Annotated in this window: 18 protein-coding genes and 1 pseudogene; 7 read left to right on the forward strand and 12 right to left on the reverse strand. The window is 69.3% G+C overall.

Going from position 1 to position 18448, the window contains the following annotated elements:
- Positions 1-6: 6 nt before the first annotated feature.
- Positions 7-1728: a GAF domain-containing protein gene (locus tag ACWFRJ_RS05180; protein ID WP_453524816.1), complete on the reverse strand. Its 1722-nt coding sequence runs from the start codon at positions 1726-1728 to the stop codon at positions 7-9.
- Positions 1729-1806: 78 nt separating this feature from the next.
- Positions 1807-2514, reverse strand: coding sequence for an NUDIX domain-containing protein (locus ACWFRJ_RS05185; RefSeq protein WP_453524817.1), 708 nt, complete (start codon positions 2512-2514; stop codon positions 1807-1809).
- Positions 2515-2849: 335 nt separating this feature from the next.
- Between ACWFRJ_RS05185 and ACWFRJ_RS05190 the strand changes: the two genes are divergently transcribed.
- From ACWFRJ_RS05190 to ACWFRJ_RS05200, 3 genes are all read left to right on the forward strand, one after another.
- Positions 2850-3071, forward strand: coding sequence for a CbtB domain-containing protein (locus tag ACWFRJ_RS05190; RefSeq protein ID WP_453524818.1), 222 nt, complete (start codon positions 2850-2852; stop codon positions 3069-3071).
- 20 nt (positions 3072-3091) lie between these two features.
- Positions 3092-3850, forward strand: a complete 759-nt coding sequence (locus tag ACWFRJ_RS05195; RefSeq protein ID WP_453524819.1) for a CbtA family protein — start codon at positions 3092-3094, stop codon at positions 3848-3850.
- A 130-nt stretch (positions 3851-3980) separates the two neighbouring features.
- On the forward strand, positions 3981-4367 hold the full coding sequence (locus ACWFRJ_RS05200; protein ID WP_453524820.1) for a hypothetical protein: 387 nt from the start codon (positions 3981-3983) through the stop codon (positions 4365-4367).
- A gap of 47 nt (positions 4368-4414) precedes the next feature.
- Here ACWFRJ_RS05200 and ACWFRJ_RS05205 read toward each other — a convergent pair whose 3' ends face one another.
- The 4 genes from ACWFRJ_RS05205 to ACWFRJ_RS05220 form a co-directional block, all read right to left on the reverse strand.
- Positions 4415-5005 carry a histidine phosphatase family protein gene (locus tag ACWFRJ_RS05205; RefSeq protein WP_453524821.1) on the reverse strand — a complete coding sequence of 197 codons (591 nt, stop codon included), beginning with the start codon at positions 5003-5005 and terminating at the stop codon, positions 4415-4417.
- 122 nt (positions 5006-5127) lie between these two features.
- Complete coding sequence (locus tag ACWFRJ_RS05210; RefSeq protein ID WP_453524822.1) at positions 5128-6228, reverse strand: sulfite oxidase; 1101 nt, start codon at positions 6226-6228, stop codon at positions 5128-5130.
- A 75-nt stretch (positions 6229-6303) separates the two neighbouring features.
- A complete protein-coding gene (locus tag ACWFRJ_RS05215; RefSeq protein ID WP_453524823.1) occupies positions 6304-8703 on the reverse strand; it encodes an MFS transporter in 2400 nt (799 codons plus the stop codon).
- 251 nt (positions 8704-8954) lie between these two features.
- Positions 8955-9464: a MarR family winged helix-turn-helix transcriptional regulator gene (locus ACWFRJ_RS05220; RefSeq protein ID WP_453524824.1), complete on the reverse strand. Its 510-nt coding sequence runs from the start codon at positions 9462-9464 to the stop codon at positions 8955-8957.
- 96 nt (positions 9465-9560) lie between these two features.
- Here ACWFRJ_RS05220 and ACWFRJ_RS05225 point away from each other — a divergent pair.
- Positions 9561-9788 (forward strand): annotated as a pseudogene (locus ACWFRJ_RS05225) (GNAT family N-acetyltransferase); the annotation flags it as partial.
- Positions 9789-9891: 103 nt separating this feature from the next.
- Here ACWFRJ_RS05225 and ACWFRJ_RS05230 read toward each other — a convergent pair.
- From ACWFRJ_RS05230 to ACWFRJ_RS05240, 3 genes are all read right to left on the reverse strand, one after another.
- Complete coding sequence (locus tag ACWFRJ_RS05230; RefSeq protein ID WP_453524825.1) at positions 9892-10683, reverse strand: alpha/beta hydrolase; 792 nt, start codon at positions 10681-10683, stop codon at positions 9892-9894.
- A 14-nt stretch (positions 10684-10697) separates the two neighbouring features.
- Entirely contained in the window at positions 10698-11537 is an 840-nt protein-coding gene (locus ACWFRJ_RS05235) for an alpha/beta fold hydrolase (protein WP_453524826.1), read from the reverse strand.
- Between the two features lie 81 nt (positions 11538-11618).
- Positions 11619-12443 (reverse strand): alpha/beta fold hydrolase, encoded by an 825-nt coding sequence (locus ACWFRJ_RS05240; protein WP_453524827.1) that lies wholly within the window; start codon positions 12441-12443, stop codon positions 11619-11621.
- A gap of 304 nt (positions 12444-12747) precedes the next feature.
- Here ACWFRJ_RS05240 and ACWFRJ_RS05245 point away from each other — a divergent pair, with 304 nt between their 5' ends.
- Positions 12748-13725, forward strand: coding sequence for a helix-turn-helix domain-containing protein (locus ACWFRJ_RS05245; RefSeq protein WP_453524828.1), 978 nt, complete (start codon positions 12748-12750; stop codon positions 13723-13725).
- Here the strand turns inward: ACWFRJ_RS05245 and ACWFRJ_RS05250 are convergent.
- Entirely contained in the window at positions 13722-14285 is a 564-nt protein-coding gene (locus tag ACWFRJ_RS05250) for a dihydrofolate reductase family protein (protein WP_453524829.1), read from the reverse strand. The genes ACWFRJ_RS05245 and ACWFRJ_RS05250 overlap by 4 nt on opposite strands.
- 78 nt (positions 14286-14363) lie before the next feature.
- Positions 14364-14930, reverse strand: a complete 567-nt coding sequence (locus ACWFRJ_RS05255; RefSeq protein ID WP_453524830.1) for a dihydrofolate reductase family protein — start codon at positions 14928-14930, stop codon at positions 14364-14366.
- A 187-nt stretch (positions 14931-15117) separates the two neighbouring features.
- Here ACWFRJ_RS05255 and ACWFRJ_RS05260 point away from each other — a divergent pair, with 187 nt between their 5' ends.
- Together ACWFRJ_RS05260 and ACWFRJ_RS05265 are read left to right on the forward strand one after the other, a co-directional pair.
- Entirely contained in the window at positions 15118-15663 is a 546-nt protein-coding gene (locus ACWFRJ_RS05260; protein WP_453524831.1) for a GNAT family N-acetyltransferase, read from the forward strand.
- Positions 15664-15784: 121 nt separating this feature from the next.
- Positions 15785-17260, forward strand: a complete 1476-nt coding sequence (locus ACWFRJ_RS05265) for an FG-GAP and VCBS repeat-containing protein (RefSeq protein WP_453524832.1) — start codon at positions 15785-15787, stop codon at positions 17258-17260.
- 80 nt (positions 17261-17340) lie between these two features.
- Here the strand turns inward: ACWFRJ_RS05265 and ACWFRJ_RS05270 are convergent, their stop codons facing one another.
- Complete coding sequence (locus ACWFRJ_RS05270; RefSeq protein ID WP_453525071.1) at positions 17341-18345, reverse strand: NAD(P)-dependent alcohol dehydrogenase; 1005 nt, start codon at positions 18343-18345, stop codon at positions 17341-17343.
- Positions 18346-18448: the final 103 nt, after the last annotated feature.

Below are 18448 nucleotides of genomic sequence, written 5' to 3' on the forward strand. Positions count from 1 at the left end.
CCTGCTTCACCGGCCGGGCAGCGGAACCCGCCACTCCAGGCGCGTGCCGCCATCCGGCCCGCTCTCAAGAGCCAGCGTGCCACCCAGCCTTTGAGCCCGCTCCGCGATGTTGCGCAGCCCGCTGCGGCGTCCGCTCTCGCCGATGCCGATGCCGTTGTCCGCCACGGTGAGCGTCAGGTGCCTCTCGCGTACGACGATGGAGACATCTGTGGCCGTTGCCTCGGCGTGCCGGGCGACATTGGCAAGCGCCTCGCTCAGCACAGCCACGCCGTCGTCGGCGACATCGGCCGGCACATCGGTGTCGATCAGTCCCTCCATCCGCAGCGCGGGTGTGAACCCGAGGGTGGCGACGGCCTCCTCCACCGTCCGCGCGGTCCGCACGCGCAACCCGGGTTCGGCCGTAGCGCCCGTGTCGTGGGCACGGAGCCCGAAGATGGTCGAACGGATGATCTTGATGGTGGTGTCGAGGTCGTCGACCGCGCGTATCAAGCGTTCGGAAGCCTCCGGGTGCTGGACGAAGCGCTGCGTGCTCTGGAGCGTCATGCCGGTCGCGAACAGCCGCTGGATCGCGAGGTCATGGAGGTCCCGAGCGATCCGGTCCCGGTCCTCGAGCAGACTCATCTGCTCCGCGTCGCGTCGCCGCTCCGCGAGTTCCAGGGCCAGTGCGGCCTGCCCGGCGAACCCGGGCAGCGGAGCGATCTCGGCCTCACTGAAGGCGGGACGCCCCGCCCGGCGCGCGAGGACCAGTACACCGCGCGACCCTTCGGCCGTCCCTATGGGAACGGCGACCGCAGGACCCATCCCCTTCCACCTGTCAGGACTGAAGGTGACCCGAGGATCGCTGGTCACATCCTCCGTGGCCACCACTCCGCCGCTGCTCAACGCGGCCCCGGCCAGGGTCCCTCGACGGGGAATGCGCTGGCCCTGATGCACTGCCGCGCCCTCGCCCAGGGCCAGGGCGCCCTGCAGCTCTTCCCTCTCCGCCATGACCAGGTCCACCACACCGATGTCGGCCGAGGTGATCTCAAGGGCCCGCTCGACCATCAACTCCAGTACGCGAGTCTCGGATGTCCCGGACAGCAGGGCGTTGGTGAACTCGGCTCCGGCCGCCAGCCACCGCTCGCGCAGTCGCGCCTCTTCGTAGAGCCGGGCATTCTCGATGGCCACACCCGCCGCCACGGCCAGCGTCGAGAGCACCGCCTCGTCCTCGGCGTCGAACTCGACCTCGCCACGCTTCTCGGTGAGGTAGAGATTCCCGAACACCTCCTCGCGGACCCGGACGGGCGCGCCGAGGAACGAGTGCATCGGCGGATGGTGGGCCGGAAAGCCGGACGAGGCCGGGTGCTCCGACAATTCCCGCAGGCGCAACGGTTCGGGATGCCGGATCAACTCACCCAGCAGCCCGTGCCCCGAAGGGAGATCACCGATCTGCGCCTGCAGTTGCTCGTTGATCCCCACCGGCAGGAACGCGTCCAACTTGCGCCCCGCGCCGATGACGCCGAGCGCCCCGTACTCCGCGTCCACCAGCGCCACTGCGGTCTCGACGATGCGCCGAAGGGCCTGCGGAAGATCGAGCTCGCGCCCGACGGACAACACAGCTTCCAGCAGGCCGTGCAGCCGGTCCCGGGTTCCGCGAACCGCGTCGATCCGTACCTGGAGCTCTTCGAGCAGCTCATCCAGACGCAGTCGCGGCAATCGCTGTGACTCGTTCTGCGCGTCCCCACCCATGTGCTGCCTCCGCCGGGTCTGTCGGACAAGGCATTGCAGGTATGTCCTCACGGTAGCCACCGGGCCCCTGTGTAGGGCTCACCACGTGCAGTCTGCTCGGAGGTCGTGGATGCTGTCGGCGAGTTCGGCAGGCCGGGCCGGCCAATGCGTCGCGTGCCAGTGGGCGATGCGCCAGGCGAGGCGCCGCGGCCAGACCGGGGTGGAGGAAAGTTGATCGACCGGCACCCAGGTGGGAGTGCCGCCGTGGTTGTCGAGTTCCTCATGGGCGCCGAGCTCGCCTGTGGCGTTCAGGAGGAAATAGTGCTCGAGGCGATCGTCCTTCCAGACGCGAGCCACCTCCCCGACCACGTGCCCCGCAAGACCGCTCTCCTCCCGCAGTTCGCGAACGGCCGCAGCGTGCAGGGTCTCGCCGTCCTCGACTCCGCCGCCCGGGATCTCGTAGTACGGCTGTCCGTGCTCCTCGAAGCCGATGAGCAGCATCTGCGCATCACGTATCACGATCGCACCGGCCCGGACCCGCACCGGCTCGGCTGCCGTCGGATCATCCCAGGCGGCTGTTCGCCGTGCGGGGGCTCCCGTAGCCCAGTCCCGCAGCACGACTTCGGCAGTGCCGACGGGCCGGATACGCGCGTGCAGTGCCTCGGCCAGCGGGAGAGTGCGGCAGTTGCTGTCGGACCTCTCGCCATGGCGAGGCAGGCAGTACGTCCCGTCCTCATCGGGGTGCTCGGCCACGACCAGACCGGTGGCGTCAAACTCCAGGTTCACCGTGAGGGGTTCGTCGTTCATCCGGGCAGACTAGATCCCTCCCATGGCGGATGCTGAGCCTGCGATCACTGTCCCGGGATCTCGGGCGGCCCCGGTTCACGTGGACGGTGTGCGGGGCTCGTGGCCGGTGTCGCAAGGTCACGGAACTGGAGGCGCTCTTGGCCAGGCAGCTTGTGCGCGGTACGGTCTGTTCGATATCGACGACGGCAGGCGGAAGCCGGTGGAACTCCGGCACGGTCGCGCCACTGTGAACGAGGCAGCTCCCCGTAGAGGGGGAAATGTCGCGTGAGTCAGACCCGCAGCTGTCGTCCTGTGCACCACCGAGATGGGACGCGAACTCCCGAGGAGGATCTGCCATGGCGCAGACCGTCGCCCAGTCGACAGCCACCACCCCTGCTCTTCCTGCGAAGTTGCCGATCGGCGCGATCGTCCCCTGGGCGGTTTTCTTCGGCATCTTGATGCTCGTCCTGCTGTACTTCGTCGGCGCGGAGCAGGGTGCCACCTCCGTGGTCAATGGCGCAGGTGTTCACGAGTGGGTCCACGACGCCCGCCACCTGCTCGGCTTCCCCTGCCACTGACGAGGAAGACCGCGCACCCCATGAACTCCGCAACTGTCAGAAAACTCCTGGTGCGGGGCATGCTCGCCGGCTTGGGCGCCGGCGTGCTCGCCCTTCTCGTCGCCTACTTCCTGGGCGAACCCAGCGTCGACAACGCCATCGGTTTCGAAGAGGCTCACGCCCCTGCCCACGAACACGAGGTCGAGCTCGTCAGCCGTAGCCTCCAGTCCACCGGCGGCCTCGCCACCGGCGTCCTGATCTACGGTGTGGCCTTCGGCGGCATCGCCGCCCTCGCCTACTGCTTCGCCCTCGGACGCGTCGGCCGCTTCACCCCTCGTGCCACGGCACTGCTGCTCTCGGGCACGGCCCTGCTCGCCGTATACGTCGTACCGTTCCTGAAGTACCCGGCCAACCCGCCGTCCGTCGGTGACCCCGACACCATCAGCAAGCGCACGATCCTGTACTTCCTGATGATGGTGCTCAGCGTGCTCCTCGCGATCGCCGCCGTGATCCTCGGCAAGCGGCTCGCGCCCAGATGGGGCACCTGGTACGCCACTGTCGCGGCAGGCGCCTTCTTCATCCTGGTGATCGCTCTCGCGTATCAGTTCCTGCCGGTGATCAACGAGGTCCCGAAGGACTTCCCCGCCACTCTGCTGTGGCGGTTCCGCACCTCGGCGCTCGCCATCCAGCTCACCATGTGGACCGGATTCGGGCTGATCTTCGGGGAGTTGGCACACCGTGTGCTGACTCCGCGAGCGGAAGCGACAGTATCGACGGAGTCAACTCCCGCACCGCATTGAGACATTCCTGCCGAGCAGTGTCCGAAAGCAGTGTCCGAGACACCAGCAGGCAGTCGTTGACAGAGGGCCCACCGGAACCATCCGGGGGCCCTCTCGCGTTATCCCGGTACCGAAAGGGGCGGAGGATCGAGTGGCCAGACCACCACAACCACGGCACATCACTCTCGGCGGCCGCGACGCTGTGGCACTGACCCCGCAGGAGTACGAACGGCTGATCGTCAGTCGGCAGCAGATCGGCGGCCAGAGCGCTCGGGTGAGGGTGTTGGCGCAGCAAGTGAAGCAGACCGAAGAACTGCTGCGGGAAATCGCGTTACTGGTCGAGCAGCCGACGGACGCCTGCCCAGGTCCGCACATCTCCGCAGACGCAGACGCAGACGCCAACGCAGACGCAGACGCAGATGTCGCGGGAGCGTCGGACAGCGAATGTCTCCGCTGCGCGCTCGCCGCCCTGCTCCAGCGCCACCGGAACGGTCGCAGCGCGGGAGCCTCAGGCAGCGGGCAGACCTCGCTGTCGTGAGGCGCGTAGCAGGCAGCTTCCGACTCCGGTCGCCGACGGTTGCCGCATCATTCTTCAGTGTCGGCACGCTGCGTGCCGAGCGCCTCTCCGAGCCGCAGATTCCATCGCCCGGAGCGTCCGCTGATGTGGGTAGCCGTCAGCGGAGGCACGTCGAGCCGCCAGAAGGCCGCCGAGGGTGCTTTGAGGACCGTGACCACGACGGCCCGAACGATCTCCGGCTCCACCACGGCCAGGGTTCTGCCCGTGACCTCGGAAGCCGCCTCCAGCCATATGGCGACGCGCTCACAAAGGGCCAGTACCGATTCTCCGCCGGGAGGCGCGATGGCCGGGGCCGACAGCCAGCGGCTCACCGCCTCCGGCTCCCAGGTACTGACTTCTTCGAGTGTTCTGCCCCGCCAGTGCCCCATGTCCAGAGCGCCCAGTTCGGCTTGGTCCAGGGCCGCGAGACCGAGGGCCGACGCCGTTTCCCGGCAGCGCACGGTGGGCGAGGCCAACACCCGGTCGGCGGCGGGAAGCGTACCGGCGGCCGCTTTGGCGAGTGCGGCGCCTCGCGTGTCGATCGGGCTGCCGTCGTCGAACCGGGCCTCCCGCAGGGATCGGCTCGTCGCCGGCGAGATCAAGGTGACGCGACTGGTCACGCCTTCGCTCCTGTTCCTCGTGCCGGGTGCATGCGCACGACGTCTGCGTGGCATCACAGCGGCGCACTATACGTGCGCCCCGCGCGGGCGTCGCTCTCCACAGGAGTCCTCCTGGCCGTCGATCAGCAGCACAGCACAGGGACGCGTTGTACGAGGTTGTTCCCGAAGCCTCCCCGGTTCCACGGCTGCTCGAGGGGCTGGGTATGGCCGTCGGCGTCGGACGCCCGGACGGTCAGGGTGTGGCGGCCGGCGACTGCGGTCCAGTTGGTGTGCCAGGTCTGCCATCCCCAGCGGTGCGGCCCACGGGGAGCGACCTCGGCGTCGATCCAGGTGCGGCCGTCGTCTGCGCTGACCTCGACCCGTGTCACCGGCCCGTACCCGGACCAGGCGCGTCCCTCCAGCTCCAGGGGTCCGGGGCGCACGACCCGTACACGTGACATGAAGTCCGGGAAGCCGGGCGGGATCAGCAGGGCGCGCGGGGCGATCCGGGTGACAGGCTCGCCCGGGTCGTCGGGAGACTGCTGGAAGCGGTACGCCACGGCCTGCTGGAACCCGGTGAACGGGGTGTCGGTCAGTTCGACGGCGCGGAGCCATTTGACGTGCGCCATGCCGTACCAGCCGGGGACCACGAGCCGCAGCGGGTAGCCGTGCTGGGGCGGCAGCGGCCCGCCGTTCATCGCGTACGCGAGCAGCACGTCCGCGTCCACGGGGAGTGGCAGGCTGCGCCGGTAGTCCTGCTCGACGCCCCGCTCGACTCCATGGTCGGCGCCCGTGAAAACGGCCTCGACCGCGCTGTCCTGGACCCCCGCCTCCGCGAGCACCGTCCGCAGAGGTACGCCCGTCCAGTCGGCGGTACCCACCGCCTCCACCAGCCAGGGCTGGCTGACCGGACGCGGGCTCAGGCGGGCACGGCCGTTGCCCGCGCACTCCATCGTGACCCGGTGAGTGACGGCCGGCAGCGCCCGCAACTCGTCAAGCCCCAGTTCCAGCGGGGTACGGACCTGCCCGCCGACGGACAGCCGCCACGCGCCCGCGTCGATCACGGGGATGTCGTAGTGGACCAGTACGTAGTGGAGGCCGAGCGGTGTGACGTCGTAGCGCAAGGCCTCCAGCGGCAGCCCGTGATTGCGTGCCGCGAGCGCCAGTTCTTCCTCGCCGATGCCCTCACCGGGAGCGGCGACGCGCCCCGGTGTGCTGACATCACCGAGGGATGTCCGCTTCATGCCTCCATGATGAGCCCGTACGGGCCGGACGCGCACGGGCGACCGGCTTCTTTTGGCCTTCAGAACTCATGGGGCTCAGGACATGGGGTGGGACAGCTCGATGTCGAGGGCCTCGGTGCCGGGGCCCGTGACGCGCAACGGGGTGGAGAGAGGCGGGTAGCCGCTGGCGATGACGGAGTACTCACCGGTGTCCAGGTCCGTGAAGGCGTACACGCCCTCCGCGTCGGTGGTGGCCGTCGCCGCGACGTTGCCGGCCGCGTCGACGAGTGTGACGCGGGCGTCGGGCAGCAAGCGCTGGTCGGCTCCGGCGCGCACCTCGCCCCGGAGCCAGGTGCCGGGGGCGAGGGCGATCTCCACCCGGCCGGGTCCGCCGTCGCCGACGATGACGGGGGCGGCGGCCGGCCTGTGCCCCTCCGCGTTCACGGCGACGGTGAACTCACCGGCGGGCAGATCCCCGAAGGCGAATTCTCCGTCCTGGCCGGTACGTCCGGTGGCGAGCACCTCGCCGCGCACATCGGTCACGATCACCATGGCGGCGGCGACCGGCAGCCCGGCGGCGTCGCGGATGCCCCCGCTCAGGCCTCGGGTGCCGGAGAGCAGGATGTCGTACGCGAGTGGCTCGTCGCCGACGGTGACGGTGGCCGCCTCCGGCTGGTGCCCCTCGGCGGCAGCGATCAGTACGTAGGTCCCGGCGCCCGGTGCGGTGAGCTCGTAGCCGCCGTCTGAACCAGCCACGGTACGGCTCAGTTGACGTCCCGTCAGGGAGATCAGGGTGACCGTGGAGGAGCGGGCGGCGCCGGTTGAGCTGCGGATGAGTCCGTGGACGACGGGGCCGGTCCGGACTGCCGCTTGCTGGGTCTGGACCTGGGCCTGGACCTGGACCTGGGTCTTAGCCGGGGGCGTCGCCTGGGCGGAGGCCGGAGTCGGCCGGGCCGGTTGCGGGCGGCGGAAGCCGATCAAGGTGGCCGTGGCGATCAGGGCCACCAGCATGCCGACCGCGCCGATGGTCATGCAGACGTGGACGGCGTCGGTGAAGCTCGCGCCGATCGCTCCGAGCGCGGGTCCTGTCGCCTCGGGGGAGAGTCCGAGGTGACCCGCGGCGCCCACGCCGCCCTTCGCGAGGGCCTCGCTCACCTGCTCCTGTTCGGCGGCGGGCAGTCCGGAGTCCGCGAGGTGCCCGGGCAGGGCGGAGGTGAGCCGGCTGGTGAGAACGGCGCCGAGGACTGCGGGACCAAGGGCGCCGCCGAGCTGGCGCAGGGTGTTGTTTCCCGCGCCCGCCATGCCTGCGAGATGGTGCGGGACGCTGCTGACGGCGACCGCGCTGATCGGCGTCATCACGAAGCCCATGCCGAGGCCGAACAGGGCGAGCGGGCCTGCCATCGCGCCGAATCCGGAGTCGGTCTCCAGGCCGGTCAGCCACAGCATGGCGCCGCCGGTGCCGAGCAGGCCGACGCACAGGAGCACGCCGGGGGCGACCTTGCCCATCAGACGGCCGACGAGCGGTCCCGTGACGATGGAGACGCCGTTGAAGACCAGCATCCGCCAGGCGATGTCGAGGACGGAGAGTTGCTGGACGCTGCCGAAGAAGAGGCTGAGGGTGAAGACGGAGCCGATCATCCCGAACATGACGATGGCGTTCACGACGCCGGCGCCGGTGAAGGGGCGCACCGCGAACAGTTTCAGGGAGAGCATCGGCGAGGGGGAGCGCAGTTCGGCGATGACGAAGGCGATCAGGCCGAGCGCGGCGGCGGCGAACGCGACGATGACCTTGGTCTGGCCCCAGCCGTCGGCCCCGCCGCCCTCGATCACACCGTAGATCAGGCCGATGATGAAGATGATCGCGGCGATCTGACCGGGGACGTCGATGGCGCGGCCGTGCGCGGAGCGGGAGTCCTCCAGCATCCGCAGGGCCACCAGGCCGGTGACGGCGGTGATGACGGCGGCGGGCAGGAAGATCCAGCGCCAGGAGGCGTGCTCCAGGATGACGCCACTGATCAGCGGGCCAAGGGCCATACCGATGCTCAGGGACGCGGCCCAGGCGGCGATGGCCTTGGCGCGGGCCCGGAAGTCCGGGTAGGCGTGGCTGATGAGGGCGAGCGTGGAGGAGGCGAGAGCCGCCGCACCCGCGCCGGCGACGGCCTGGCCGACCCAGACCTGCTCGACGCTGTGCGCGGTCAGAGAGGTCACGGAACCGGCGGCGAACAGGAGCATGCCCGCGAGATAGGCCTTCTTGCGGCCGTACAGGTCACCGATCAGGCCGAAGGTGAGGATCAGCGCGGCCATCGGCAGGATGAACGCGTCGGAGACCCATTGCAGGTCGGACGTGGACGCGCCGAGCCCTTGCTGGATGCGCGACAGGGACACCGAGACGCTGCCGATGGGCACGTATGCGGCGAACATCCCGAGACACGCAAGGACGGTGGTCAGTGCCGGGCGCGCGACGGCGCGGTGGTGGGGGGTGGATATCGCGGACATGGTGAGACGGCCCTCCTGATCGAACGCGCCGGTCAAGTTATCAGTTGCCTGTCAAAGTCCCAAATGGCTGAGATCAGAGGGGGTGGGAGGCTTGGCCCCTGCTGGGGCGCGTGGGTCCGCCCGATATCAGGGGTTGTGGCGCGATCGGGGGTTGTGGTGCCTGCTCGGGCGTCGAGGCGTGGGCCGGCCGGTCGTCGGCGGTGCCCGTTCGTCGTGGGGCTTGTGCCGGGTGGTCCGGCGGCGAAAGGCTCTCAGTCGGCCTTGGGCGGGTCGGGCCACATGCGGGCCACGGGGGAGTCGGGGCCGTCGAGGGCCACGGCGATGCGGCGCATGCCGAGCGTCAGACGGGCCAGCTCCTCGGGCCCGCCGACCGCGTCGGAGAGTCGTTCCACTACCGCCTCGACGAGCCGCCGCCCCTTGGCCATGCCGAGCAGTCCGGCCTCGGTCGGCTCGACGAGCACCACTCGTTTGTGCACGGCGTGCGGATGCCGCTCGATCCACCCGATCTGCTCCAGATGCGCCAGCGCCGTCGTCACGCTCTGCGGCGTGATGTTCTGCATCCGGGCCAGGTCCGCCCCGGACAGCGGCCCGTACTGGTCGAGCGTCATCACGATCCCGAGCTGCGTCATCGTGACGTCCAGGGAGCGCAGCCGCTCGTTCAGGGCGCGATGCACGGAGTTGTTCGCCCGCCACATCGAGTGGTTGAACGTCTGGTTCCACGGCGTGTCGGAGGCGGTCCCCTCCGGGCGACGGCTCGGCATCTTCAACTCCCTGCGGGCAAACGGCCCTCATCCTAGCGGTGGGGGACCGGCCCGGGCTCGACCACTTGCGGGGAGGGGGGGGCGTGGCGGAGTGACGGCCTGATCGTGCTCAACCGGCGCGACGCGGAGCGACGGAGTCAGGTCCGTCCGGATGCCGGGGAGGCCGAACTCGGCTACCTGCTCCTGCCAGAGGCATGGGGTCGCGGGTACGCCGCCGAGGCGTGCGCGGCGGCGCTCGACTGGTTCGCCGAGGTACGACGGTACGAGGCGTGGGGCGCCGAACAGCTGATGGGCGTGTGGTCCCCGGTCGCGCCGCCCGCTTGAGCCTCCTGCTGGATCACCGCGCGCACCAGAGCCGTGGTGCCCGGCGGGATCGGGCACCACGGCCGGTTGGTCAGGCGGAGGTCAGGCTGGGGTCAGGCGGTGGTCAGGTGTGATCGAGTGCCCATGCCAGGGCGTGATCGGCGATCTCCTCCCAGCCGTCCTGCGCGGGCATCAGATGGGACCGTCCCGGATACTCGACGATTTCGGTGACGGTGTTGGACTTGTAGTGCTTGGCGTTGGACTGCTGGATCTTCGGCGGCATCAGGTGGTCGCGCTCGCCCGAGATGAACAGCAGCGGAGCCCGGTCGTCATTGCGGTAGTTCACGTACGTGTCGGCGTGGCCCGGGTGGATGTTCGCCAGCGCGCTGCCCCAGAACACGTGGCCGGACGCGGGGATGTGATAGCGCTCGTACAGGGCCTGGGACTCGTCCTCGGGGAAGGTGTTGGTGAAGGCGTAGCGCCACTGGTCGTAGGTGAGTCCGACGGCCTTGTGCCGGTTGGCCGGGTTCTTCAGGACCGGGAACGCCGCTTTCAGCTGCGACAGCGGAACCGTCGCCACCCCTTCGGTGGGCGCGGAGTTGATGGCCACTCCGGCGCTGCCGTACCCGTGGTCGAGCAGGATCTGGGTGAATGCTCCGCCGGCGGAATGGCCCATGATGATCGGGCGCGTGCCGAGGCCGTCGATCAGTTTCTCCAGTGACGCGATGACCGAGGGGACGGCGAGTTCCTCGATCGGGGTGGGGTCGGCGTTGAGCGCCTCCACCTCCCCCTCGAAACCGGGGTAGGCCGGGGCGAGGACTCTGAAACCCTGGGACTGGTAGTGAGCGAGCCAGTGTTCCCAGCTGCGGGGCGTCACCCAGAAGCCGTGGACGAGGACGATCGTGTCCGGTTTCATGAGCCTTCGCTCCTTCAACGGGTCGCGGTGTAGGCCGACTTGATGATCTTCGCGGCGGCTTCCGGGTGGGAGATCATGACCACGTGCGAGGACCGGATCTCGGTCACCTTGCTGCCTGCGCGCTTGGCCATGAACCGGTGGGCGGCGGGCGGGATGACCTTGTCCTCGGTCGGGATCAGATACCAGGACGGGATCGTCTTCCATGCGGGAGCACCGCTGGCGCCGCTGAGGCCCTGGACGCTGGCGGGGCGTTGGGTGGCCGCCATGAGACGGGTCCGGGAGGCGGGCAGGTCGGGGGCGAAAACGGACCGGAACTTCGCGGGATCGATGTAGCCGTCGGTGCCCGTACCGCCGCCGGGCACCGGGTACTGCCGGGTGATCAGGGCGCCGCCCAGCTCACTGCCGGGGAACCGGTCCGACAGTTGCAGCGCGCTCTCACCCTTGTCCGGCGCGAACGCCCCCATGTACACCAAGGCCTTGACGTTGGCGTGTCCGCGGGCGGCGTTGGTGATGACCAGTCCGCCGTAGGAGTGGGCCGCCAGGATGACCGGGCCGTCGATGGTGTCGAGCACGCTGGAGAGGTAAGCGGCGTCGTCCACCGCATCCCGCAGCGGGTTGGCGGGCGCGATGACAGGGAAGCCGGCCTTCTGCAGCAGAGCGATCGTGTCGTTGAAGCCCGAGGCGTCGGCGAACGCCCCGTGCACGAGCACGACGGTCGGCTTCGGCTCCTTCTTCCCGGCCTGTACGGCTCCCTCGACTTCATGGGAGGTCGCCTGGGCGGAGACCGCGCCGGCGACGATGAGAACGGCGGCGGCCACTGCCGTCAACAGACGGCGCGGTGCTGGAACACGCATGGCTAACCCTTTCGGACGGGAGGGTCGGACGGTGCGGCTGTACCGGCGGTCGGCGGGATCGGCGCGGTCGGCGCGGTCGGGTCAGGAGGAGAGGAACGCCAGCAGATCGGCGTTGAACTCGGCCTTGTGCGCGCCCACGAGACCGTGCGGAGCACCCGGATAGACCTTCAGCGTCGCGTCCTTGACGAGCTTGGCCGACTCCAGTCCTGCGGCCACGATCGGGACGATCTGGTCGTCGTCGCCGTGAGCGATGAAGGTGGGGATGTCGAAGCGCCCCAGATCCTCGGTGAAGTCGGTCTCGGAGAACGCGCGGATGCAGTCGAGGGCGCCCTTGAGCCCGACCTGCATGCTCTGCAGCCAGAACGCGTCCGACACACCCTGCGAGACCTTCGCGCCGGGCCGGTTGAATCCGTAGAAGGGCAGGCTCAGCTCCCGGTAGAACTGTGACCGGTCCTCCGACACACCCGCACGCATGGCGTCGAACGTCTCGATCGGCAGGCCCTGCGGGTTGGTGCCGGTCTTGAGCATGAGGGGCGGCACCGCACCCAGGAGGACGGTCTTCGCGATCCGGGAGGTGCCGTGCCGCCCGATGTAACGGGTCACTTCACCGCCGCCCGTCGAGTGGCCGACCAGCACGACCTCGCGCAGGTCCAGGGTTTCGACCAGCTGGGCGAGGTCGTCGGCGTACGTGTCCATGTCGTTGCCGTTCCACGGCTGAGCGGAGCGGCCGTGGCCGCGCCTGTCGTGCGCGATCGCCCGGTAGCCGTGCGAGGCGACCAGGTGCAGTTGGTCGTCCCAGGCGTCGGCGTTCAACGGCCAGCCGTGGCTGAACACCACCGGCCGGCCGCTGCCCCAGTCCTTGTAGAAGATCCCTGTACCGTCGCGCGTCGTGATGAAGTTGCTCATGAGAGCACACCCTTCAGCAGTCGGTGTCGGTGTCTGCCGGTGCCGGTCGCGGTACCCGACTCAGGTGAGGGGGATGGTGTCAGCACCCCGGTCGAGGTTCTTTACCGTGCGCGCCGAAAACTGTTCCCTGCGCGCCAAGGCACCGTCCGTTCCGGTGACTCCTGTGGCGGGAGGTGAAGCACCGGTTCAAGGGTGCCCAGGAGTACGTGAACCCGCCTGTCCAAGCCGCCCGTGGTGCTGAAGAATTCTGACGCCGCACGGCAGCGGAAAGGCCGCTGCCCGATGCCGCCGCCCTGGGGGGACCATGCTGGTCTTGGACACGGACGACTTACCCGCCACCGACCGGATCGAGGCCTTCCAGGCCGCGGCCGTCGGTGAGAGCGGCAGTTGTTCGGTGGAGCAGGAACACCCCGAGGGCGGCGCACGGAAGAAGCTGGAAGTCTGGAACTTCGGTCCCCTGACCCTGTTCGCCACGCGCGGCTCCGGCATGCGCATCTGGCGCACCTCGCGGCACGCCCGATCCGACTCGATGAACACCGTCTCGATCATCACCCAGAGCCAGGGGACGGGGACCTTCACCTGGAACGGCCATCAGCAGCATGTGGGGCCCGATTCCCTGGTTCTTGCACACAAGACCGCCGGCTACGAGTACGCGTGGTCCGGGGCCGGTCTTTCCGTCGCGTTCATGGTGGACACCGAACTTCTCGGCCTGCCCGAACACCAGATCCGGACCGCGATACCGCTCCTGCGGCACAGCGATGTCGCGCCGTTGCTACTGCGTCACATACGAGATCTGCACGAACGCGCCGACCAGCTCAGCGCCGGCCCCGGCGCGGAGGCGCTCGCCTCCGCGACCCTGGAACTCACCCGTGCCCTCATCGTCTCGGTGGCCGCCGACGAACACACCCGGCGGTCGGTCGCGGAAGACACCCTCCTGACCCGCGTCCTCGCCTACATCCGCGCGCATCTCAGCGACCCCGGGCTCACGCCCCACAGCATCGCGGCGGCCCACAACGTATCCGAACGAACCCTCTACCGACTGTGCGAGCAGGGTGGCCTGGGCCTGGAGAAATGGATCATCCGCCGACGCCTGGAAGGCACCCGCCACGACCTGGCCACGCCCGAGCACGCCCACCGCACGATCGAGGCCGTCGCCCGGTCCTGGGGCTTCACCAACCCCGCTTATTTCTCCCGCCGTTTCCACCAGACCTACGGCGCCACACCCCGCCAATGGCGCCGCCTCCACCACCACACGGCGGGGCTCGGCGGACGGTTCGGCTAACGCGCCACGCGGTGGCGGAGGTAGACGACTCCCGAGCCGAAGGCGCGGCTCTCGACGAGTTCGAGATCCACCCGGCGCTCGCGCCGCGGAAAGAACGGAATGCCACCGCCCACAAGGACCGGGTGGACCATGGTCCGGTACTCGTCGATCAGACCCGACGTGGCCGCCTCGGCGGCGAGCGTCGCGCCACCGATCGCGATGTCACCCGGCCCCGGCTCGGCCCGCAACCGCTCGATCTCCTCCGCCAGGCCGCCGGAGGCCAGGCGGGCACTGCCCTGCACCGCCGACAGCGTGGTGGAGAACACCACCTTGGGCAGCGGGTTCCAGAGCGCGGCCCACTCAAGCGCCGCGTCGTCGAGCGATGGATCCTGGTCGGCGGTCTCCCAGTACAGCATCGTCTCGTACAGCCGTCGTCCCAGAAGGTGGACGCCCACCTCTCGAATCTCGTCGATCCAGAAGCGAAAGACCTCCGGGTCGGGCTCCGTCCAGTCGAAGCCGCCGTCCGGCCCGACGATGTAGCCGTCGAGTGAGACGCCCATCGAATAGGTCACGCTGCGCATCAAATGTCCTCCTCGGTAACGGGTTCACCCATATGACCGCCGGACGCCGCAGAATTCATCGCGGCGCGGTGAATTCCCTTATTTCTTGATCTCGTAGCGCAGAAGTGCCAGGCCGTTCTCGAACGAGGTGGCCTCGACCAGCTTCAGATCTTGCCCATCCTCGAAGACGCGCGTTCCCTTCCCGCGTGACGCCGGGCAGACCAGCATCCGGACTTCGTCGATCACGCCGGCGTCCAGCAAGGAGTGCATGAGCTCCAAGCTCCCCCACAGCCAGATGTCCTTGCCGCTCTGCTCCTTGAGCTCCCGGACGGTAGCGACCGGGTCGCGCGTCACGGTCGCGGCGGGAAAGTCGCCCCAGGGGGCGTCGTCCAGCTTCGACGAGACGACGAACTTGGTGAGGTTGTTGAGCTTCTCGCCGTACTCGCCCTGGTCGTCGGCGTTCGGCCAGTAGTCCTTGGACATGGCGTAGGTGTTCGCGCCGAGGATCATCGTGTCGACCGAGTCGATGAACCCCATCACGCTCGCTTTGAACGCTGGGTCGGTCTTCTCGGAGAAGGGCTCGCCCGACACGAAGCTGAGTCCGCCGTCCTCCTCCGCGGCGATGTTGTCGACGGTGACCCACTGCTGGACTACGAGCTTTCGCATGGCTGTCCTTCCGGTACGGCGATGGTGCGGCCGTGCTGACCGCATCCTCTGCCCCTGGGACGGAGCCGCCACGCCGGTTTCGGCATCCCGGCCACATCTTTCGCCGAGAGCCTGACGCCGGGGTTCTTCGCACTCGCCTCGAAGACGACGCTCGGCCCAAGATCGCGTACCGTGCCAGAATCTCCCGATGGGCTCGACCATGGACTGCGCGCCACTCACCATCCGCCCCGCGACCGCCGAGCTGCGCCCCGTCGTCGAACAGCTGGCGCAGCTGTACCGGCACGACCTGTCGGAGTTCCTGGGCCATCTCCCGACACTCGACGGAACGTTCGGGTTCAGCACTTTGCCGCTGTTCTTCGATGAGCCAGGGCGCCAGGCCCTGCTGATCCAGCACGGCGCGGCACCGGCCGGTTTCGTCCTGACCCGTCCCCTGTCCGAGGGGGCGACCTCGATCTCGGCGTTCTTCGTCGTACGTGCGCTCCGCAGGCGCGGCGTCGGTCGGCAGGCTGCCCTGCAACTGCTGCACTCCCGGCCCGGTGCTTGGGCCATCGCCTTCCAGGAAGCCAACGCGGGGGCCGCGCGCTTCTGGCGGGGAGTCGCCACGGCGGCCGTGGGTTCCGCGTGGCGCGAGGAGGCCCGTCCGGTGCCCCCACCGGCTCCCGCGAATCTGCCGAACGACAACTGGATCCTTCTGAACACAGCTCAGGTGCCCGGAGCCGGGTCCGTCCCGTAGTCGGCCTGCGCCCGTTCACGTGCCGTTCGGCGCACAACCATCAGCTGTTTCCGCGTGTCTCGTAAATGAATCACATTCGCGCGCACGCGTCTCGACATCGCTCGCGCCATGAGGAGGAACCGTGGGCATCCGCAGACCTGCCATTTCCACCGCCGTAGCCGCCGCCCTCATCGGGTCTCTCGGCGTGCCGATCGTCGCGGGCACCGCATCCGCGAAGGACGGCGCCACCACCGTGCGCGAGGACTTCGACGGCGACGGCTACCAGGACATCGCCGTCGCCGCCCCCGGCGCGAAGGTCGGCGGCCATGTCTGGGCCGGCTACATCACGATCAGCTACGGCTCGGCGCACGGCCTCGACCCCGCGCGCACCACGGTCATCACCGCGGACACCCCCGGCGTGCCCGGCGACTCCGGCGACAACCAGGTCTTCGGCTACGCGATGGTCTCCCGCGACCTGGACGGCGACGGCCTGACCGACCTGGCGGTGGTCACCCGCGATTACCGGCCGGAGAACAACGTCGGCGGATCGGTGATCGTCCTGTGGGGCCGAAAGACCGGAGTCTCCGGTCAAGACGCCGTCCGTATCGACGCACCGGCGAACGCCCAGGTCGGCGAAGACATCACCGCGGGCGACTTCGACGACGACGGGCACATGGACCTGTTCATGCGCAACGGCGAGGACTACGACTACCACGACGTGCTCTACGGCCCCTTCGACCGCGACGGCGCCCCCGCCCGCGAGCAGCAGGTGAAGGTGTACAGCACCGACAACTCCATCAACTCGACCGCCGCTGGCGACTTCAACGGCGACGGCATCGAGGACCTCGCGACCTTCTACGTCTACGAGAACCACGCCGAGGGCGGCAAACTGTGGCTCGGCACCAAGGATGGCCTGTCCACCGTCCCGCAGCGGCTCGACTCCGCGTCCAGCACCGCCGTCGCCGACTTCGACCAGGACGGCTACGCCGACCTCGCCACGCGCATCTTCCCGAACGGCGACACCGAGGGCACCGAGGAGGACCCCGGCACCGTAAAGATCTACTACGGTTCGTCGTCCGGCCCCAGCCAGACCCGTACGCAGACGATCACGCAGAACACGGCGGGCGTGCCCGGGGCGAGCGAGAAGGGCGACCAGTTCGGCGGCCGGCTGAGCGCGGGCGACGCGAACGGTGACGGATACCCCGACCTGGCTGTCGGCGTCCCCGGCGAGGCGATCGGCTCGAAGGCGAAGGCCGGCGCAGTGGTGCTGCTCAAGAGCGGCAAGAGCGGGCTCACCGGCAAGGGCGCGCAGGCGTTCCACCAGGACACGGAGGGCGTGCCGGGTGTCGCGGAGTCCGGCGACGTGTTCGGCGGTTCGGTACGACTGCTCGACGTGACGGGGGACGGCAAGGCGGACCTGGCCGCGGGCGCGCCGGGCGAGAACCTGGGTACCGTCGTGAACGCTGGCGCGGTGTGGCTGCTGCGCGGCGCCGCCTCCGGCGTGACGGCCTCGCAGTCGGCCGCGCAGAACCCGACGGACATCGGGGCACCGGCGGCGAAGGCGCTGTTCGGTTTGAACCTGAGCGGCGACAACGGCCCCGGAACGGTGATCCCCTAGAGTTCGCGTCCGGTGGGCCTCCGTGAGGCCCACCGGACGAACGCACGGGCGCTGGCTCTGGCGGAGCCCGAGTGACCTGCTCAGCCCGGCTCCACTGCCCCTGATGTCCTGACGTCCTGTGTTTTTCTGACGTCGACCACGAGCTTCCCGCGGACTCCGCCCGCTTCCAGCGCACGGTGCGCACCAGCGATGTCAGCCAGTGGGTACACCGTGTCCACCACGGGCCGTATCGCACCGCTCTCCGTCAACCGGGTCAGTTCCGCGAAGAGTTGGTGCCCGGGGTTGCCGCTGAAGGACCGCACGCGTCGCGAACCGAACACCGTGGACCCCGCGATGTAGGAGAGCGAAGCGGCCATACGCCGGGCGTCGAAGGTGACCGCCACCATGCGGCCCCCCGGTGCGAGCAACCGGCGGTACGCGCTCAACTCCGTGCCGACCGCGTCGAGTACGACGTCGAAGCGGTCGAGGTCGGTCGGCCCGGTGGTCGCGTAGTCGAAGGCCTCATCGGCTCCCAGGTCCCGCACGAAGTCGAGGTTCCTGGCACTCGCGAGCGCCGTGACATGCGCGCCGTACGCCCGCCCGAACTGGACGGCGACGCTCCCGACGCCGCCGCTCGCGCCACGTACGAGGAGCCGCTCACCCGCCGCCAGACGGGCCTTGTCCCGCAGCGCCGTGATCACCGTGGTGCCGACACCGGGCAGAGCCGCGGCCCGGACCAGATCAAGACCGGCCGGAGCGAGGGCCAGCTGCCCAGGGCGTACGACCACGAACTCCGCCGCGCTGCCGAACCCCTGGGACCGTGCCAGGGCGCCCCACACCCGGTCGCCCGCCGCGAGGCCGGGCACGGGGGAGCCCAGAGCCGCCACCTCACCGGCGAAGTCGATCCCCATGCGCTTGGGGAAGCCCCGCCCGGCAAGTCCCGTCACCAGCCGCACCTTGCCCGCACGGCCCATCAGCTCGCCGCCGTTCACGCTGGCGGCACGGACGCGCACCAACACCTCACCCGGGCCCGCGACCGGCTTCGCCAGGGTGCCTTCGTACAGGACCTCCGGAGAGCCGTAGCTGTCGTACAACGCCGCACGCATGTCACTCATCGTTTCCGTATCCCTGTCTATGGCTGCTGGATGTCACTGTCAGCGACGTTAACGCCCTAAACGGAGAGGATCGTCCACTTGAGCTAATGTGAGA

This window comes from Streptomyces sp. NPDC055239 (assembly GCF_053606205.1).

Coding starts and splice junctions, on each gene's coding strand:
- ACWFRJ_RS05180 (WP_453524816.1), bottom strand. CDS start 1,728: ATGGGTGGGGACGCGCAGAACGAGTCACAGCGATTGCCGCGACTGCGT.
- ACWFRJ_RS05185 (WP_453524817.1), bottom strand. CDS start 2,514: ATGAACGACGAACCCCTCACGGTGAACCTGGAGTTTGACGCCACCGGT.
- ACWFRJ_RS05190 (WP_453524818.1), top strand. CDS start 2,850: ATGGCGCAGACCGTCGCCCAGTCGACAGCCACCACCCCTGCTCTTCCT.
- ACWFRJ_RS05195 (WP_453524819.1), top strand. CDS start 3,092: ATGAACTCCGCAACTGTCAGAAAACTCCTGGTGCGGGGCATGCTCGCC.
- ACWFRJ_RS05210 (WP_453524822.1), bottom strand. CDS start 6,228: ATGAAGCGGACATCCCTCGGTGATGTCAGCACACCGGGGCGCGTCGCC.
- ACWFRJ_RS05215 (WP_453524823.1), bottom strand. CDS start 8,703: ATGTCCGCGATATCCACCCCCCACCACCGCGCCGTCGCGCGCCCGGCA.
- ACWFRJ_RS05220 (WP_453524824.1), bottom strand. CDS start 9,464: ATGCCGAGCCGTCGCCCGGAGGGGACCGCCTCCGACACGCCGTGGAAC.
- ACWFRJ_RS05230 (WP_453524825.1), bottom strand. CDS start 10,683: ATGAAACCGGACACGATCGTCCTCGTCCACGGCTTCTGGGTGACGCCC.
- ACWFRJ_RS05235 (WP_453524826.1), bottom strand. CDS start 11,537: ATGCGTGTTCCAGCACCGCGCCGTCTGTTGACGGCAGTGGCCGCCGCC.
- ACWFRJ_RS05240 (WP_453524827.1), bottom strand. CDS start 12,443: ATGAGCAACTTCATCACGACGCGCGACGGTACAGGGATCTTCTACAAG.
- ACWFRJ_RS05245 (WP_453524828.1), top strand. CDS start 12,748: ATGCTGGTCTTGGACACGGACGACTTACCCGCCACCGACCGGATCGAG.
- ACWFRJ_RS05250 (WP_453524829.1), bottom strand. CDS start 14,285: ATGCGCAGCGTGACCTATTCGATGGGCGTCTCACTCGACGGCTACATC.
- ACWFRJ_RS05255 (WP_453524830.1), bottom strand. CDS start 14,930: ATGCGAAAGCTCGTAGTCCAGCAGTGGGTCACCGTCGACAACATCGCC.
- ACWFRJ_RS05260 (WP_453524831.1), top strand. CDS start 15,118: ATGGGCTCGACCATGGACTGCGCGCCACTCACCATCCGCCCCGCGACC.
- ACWFRJ_RS05270 (WP_453525071.1), bottom strand. CDS start 18,345: ATGCGTGCGGCGTTGTACGACAGCTACGGCTCTCCGGAGGTCCTGTAC.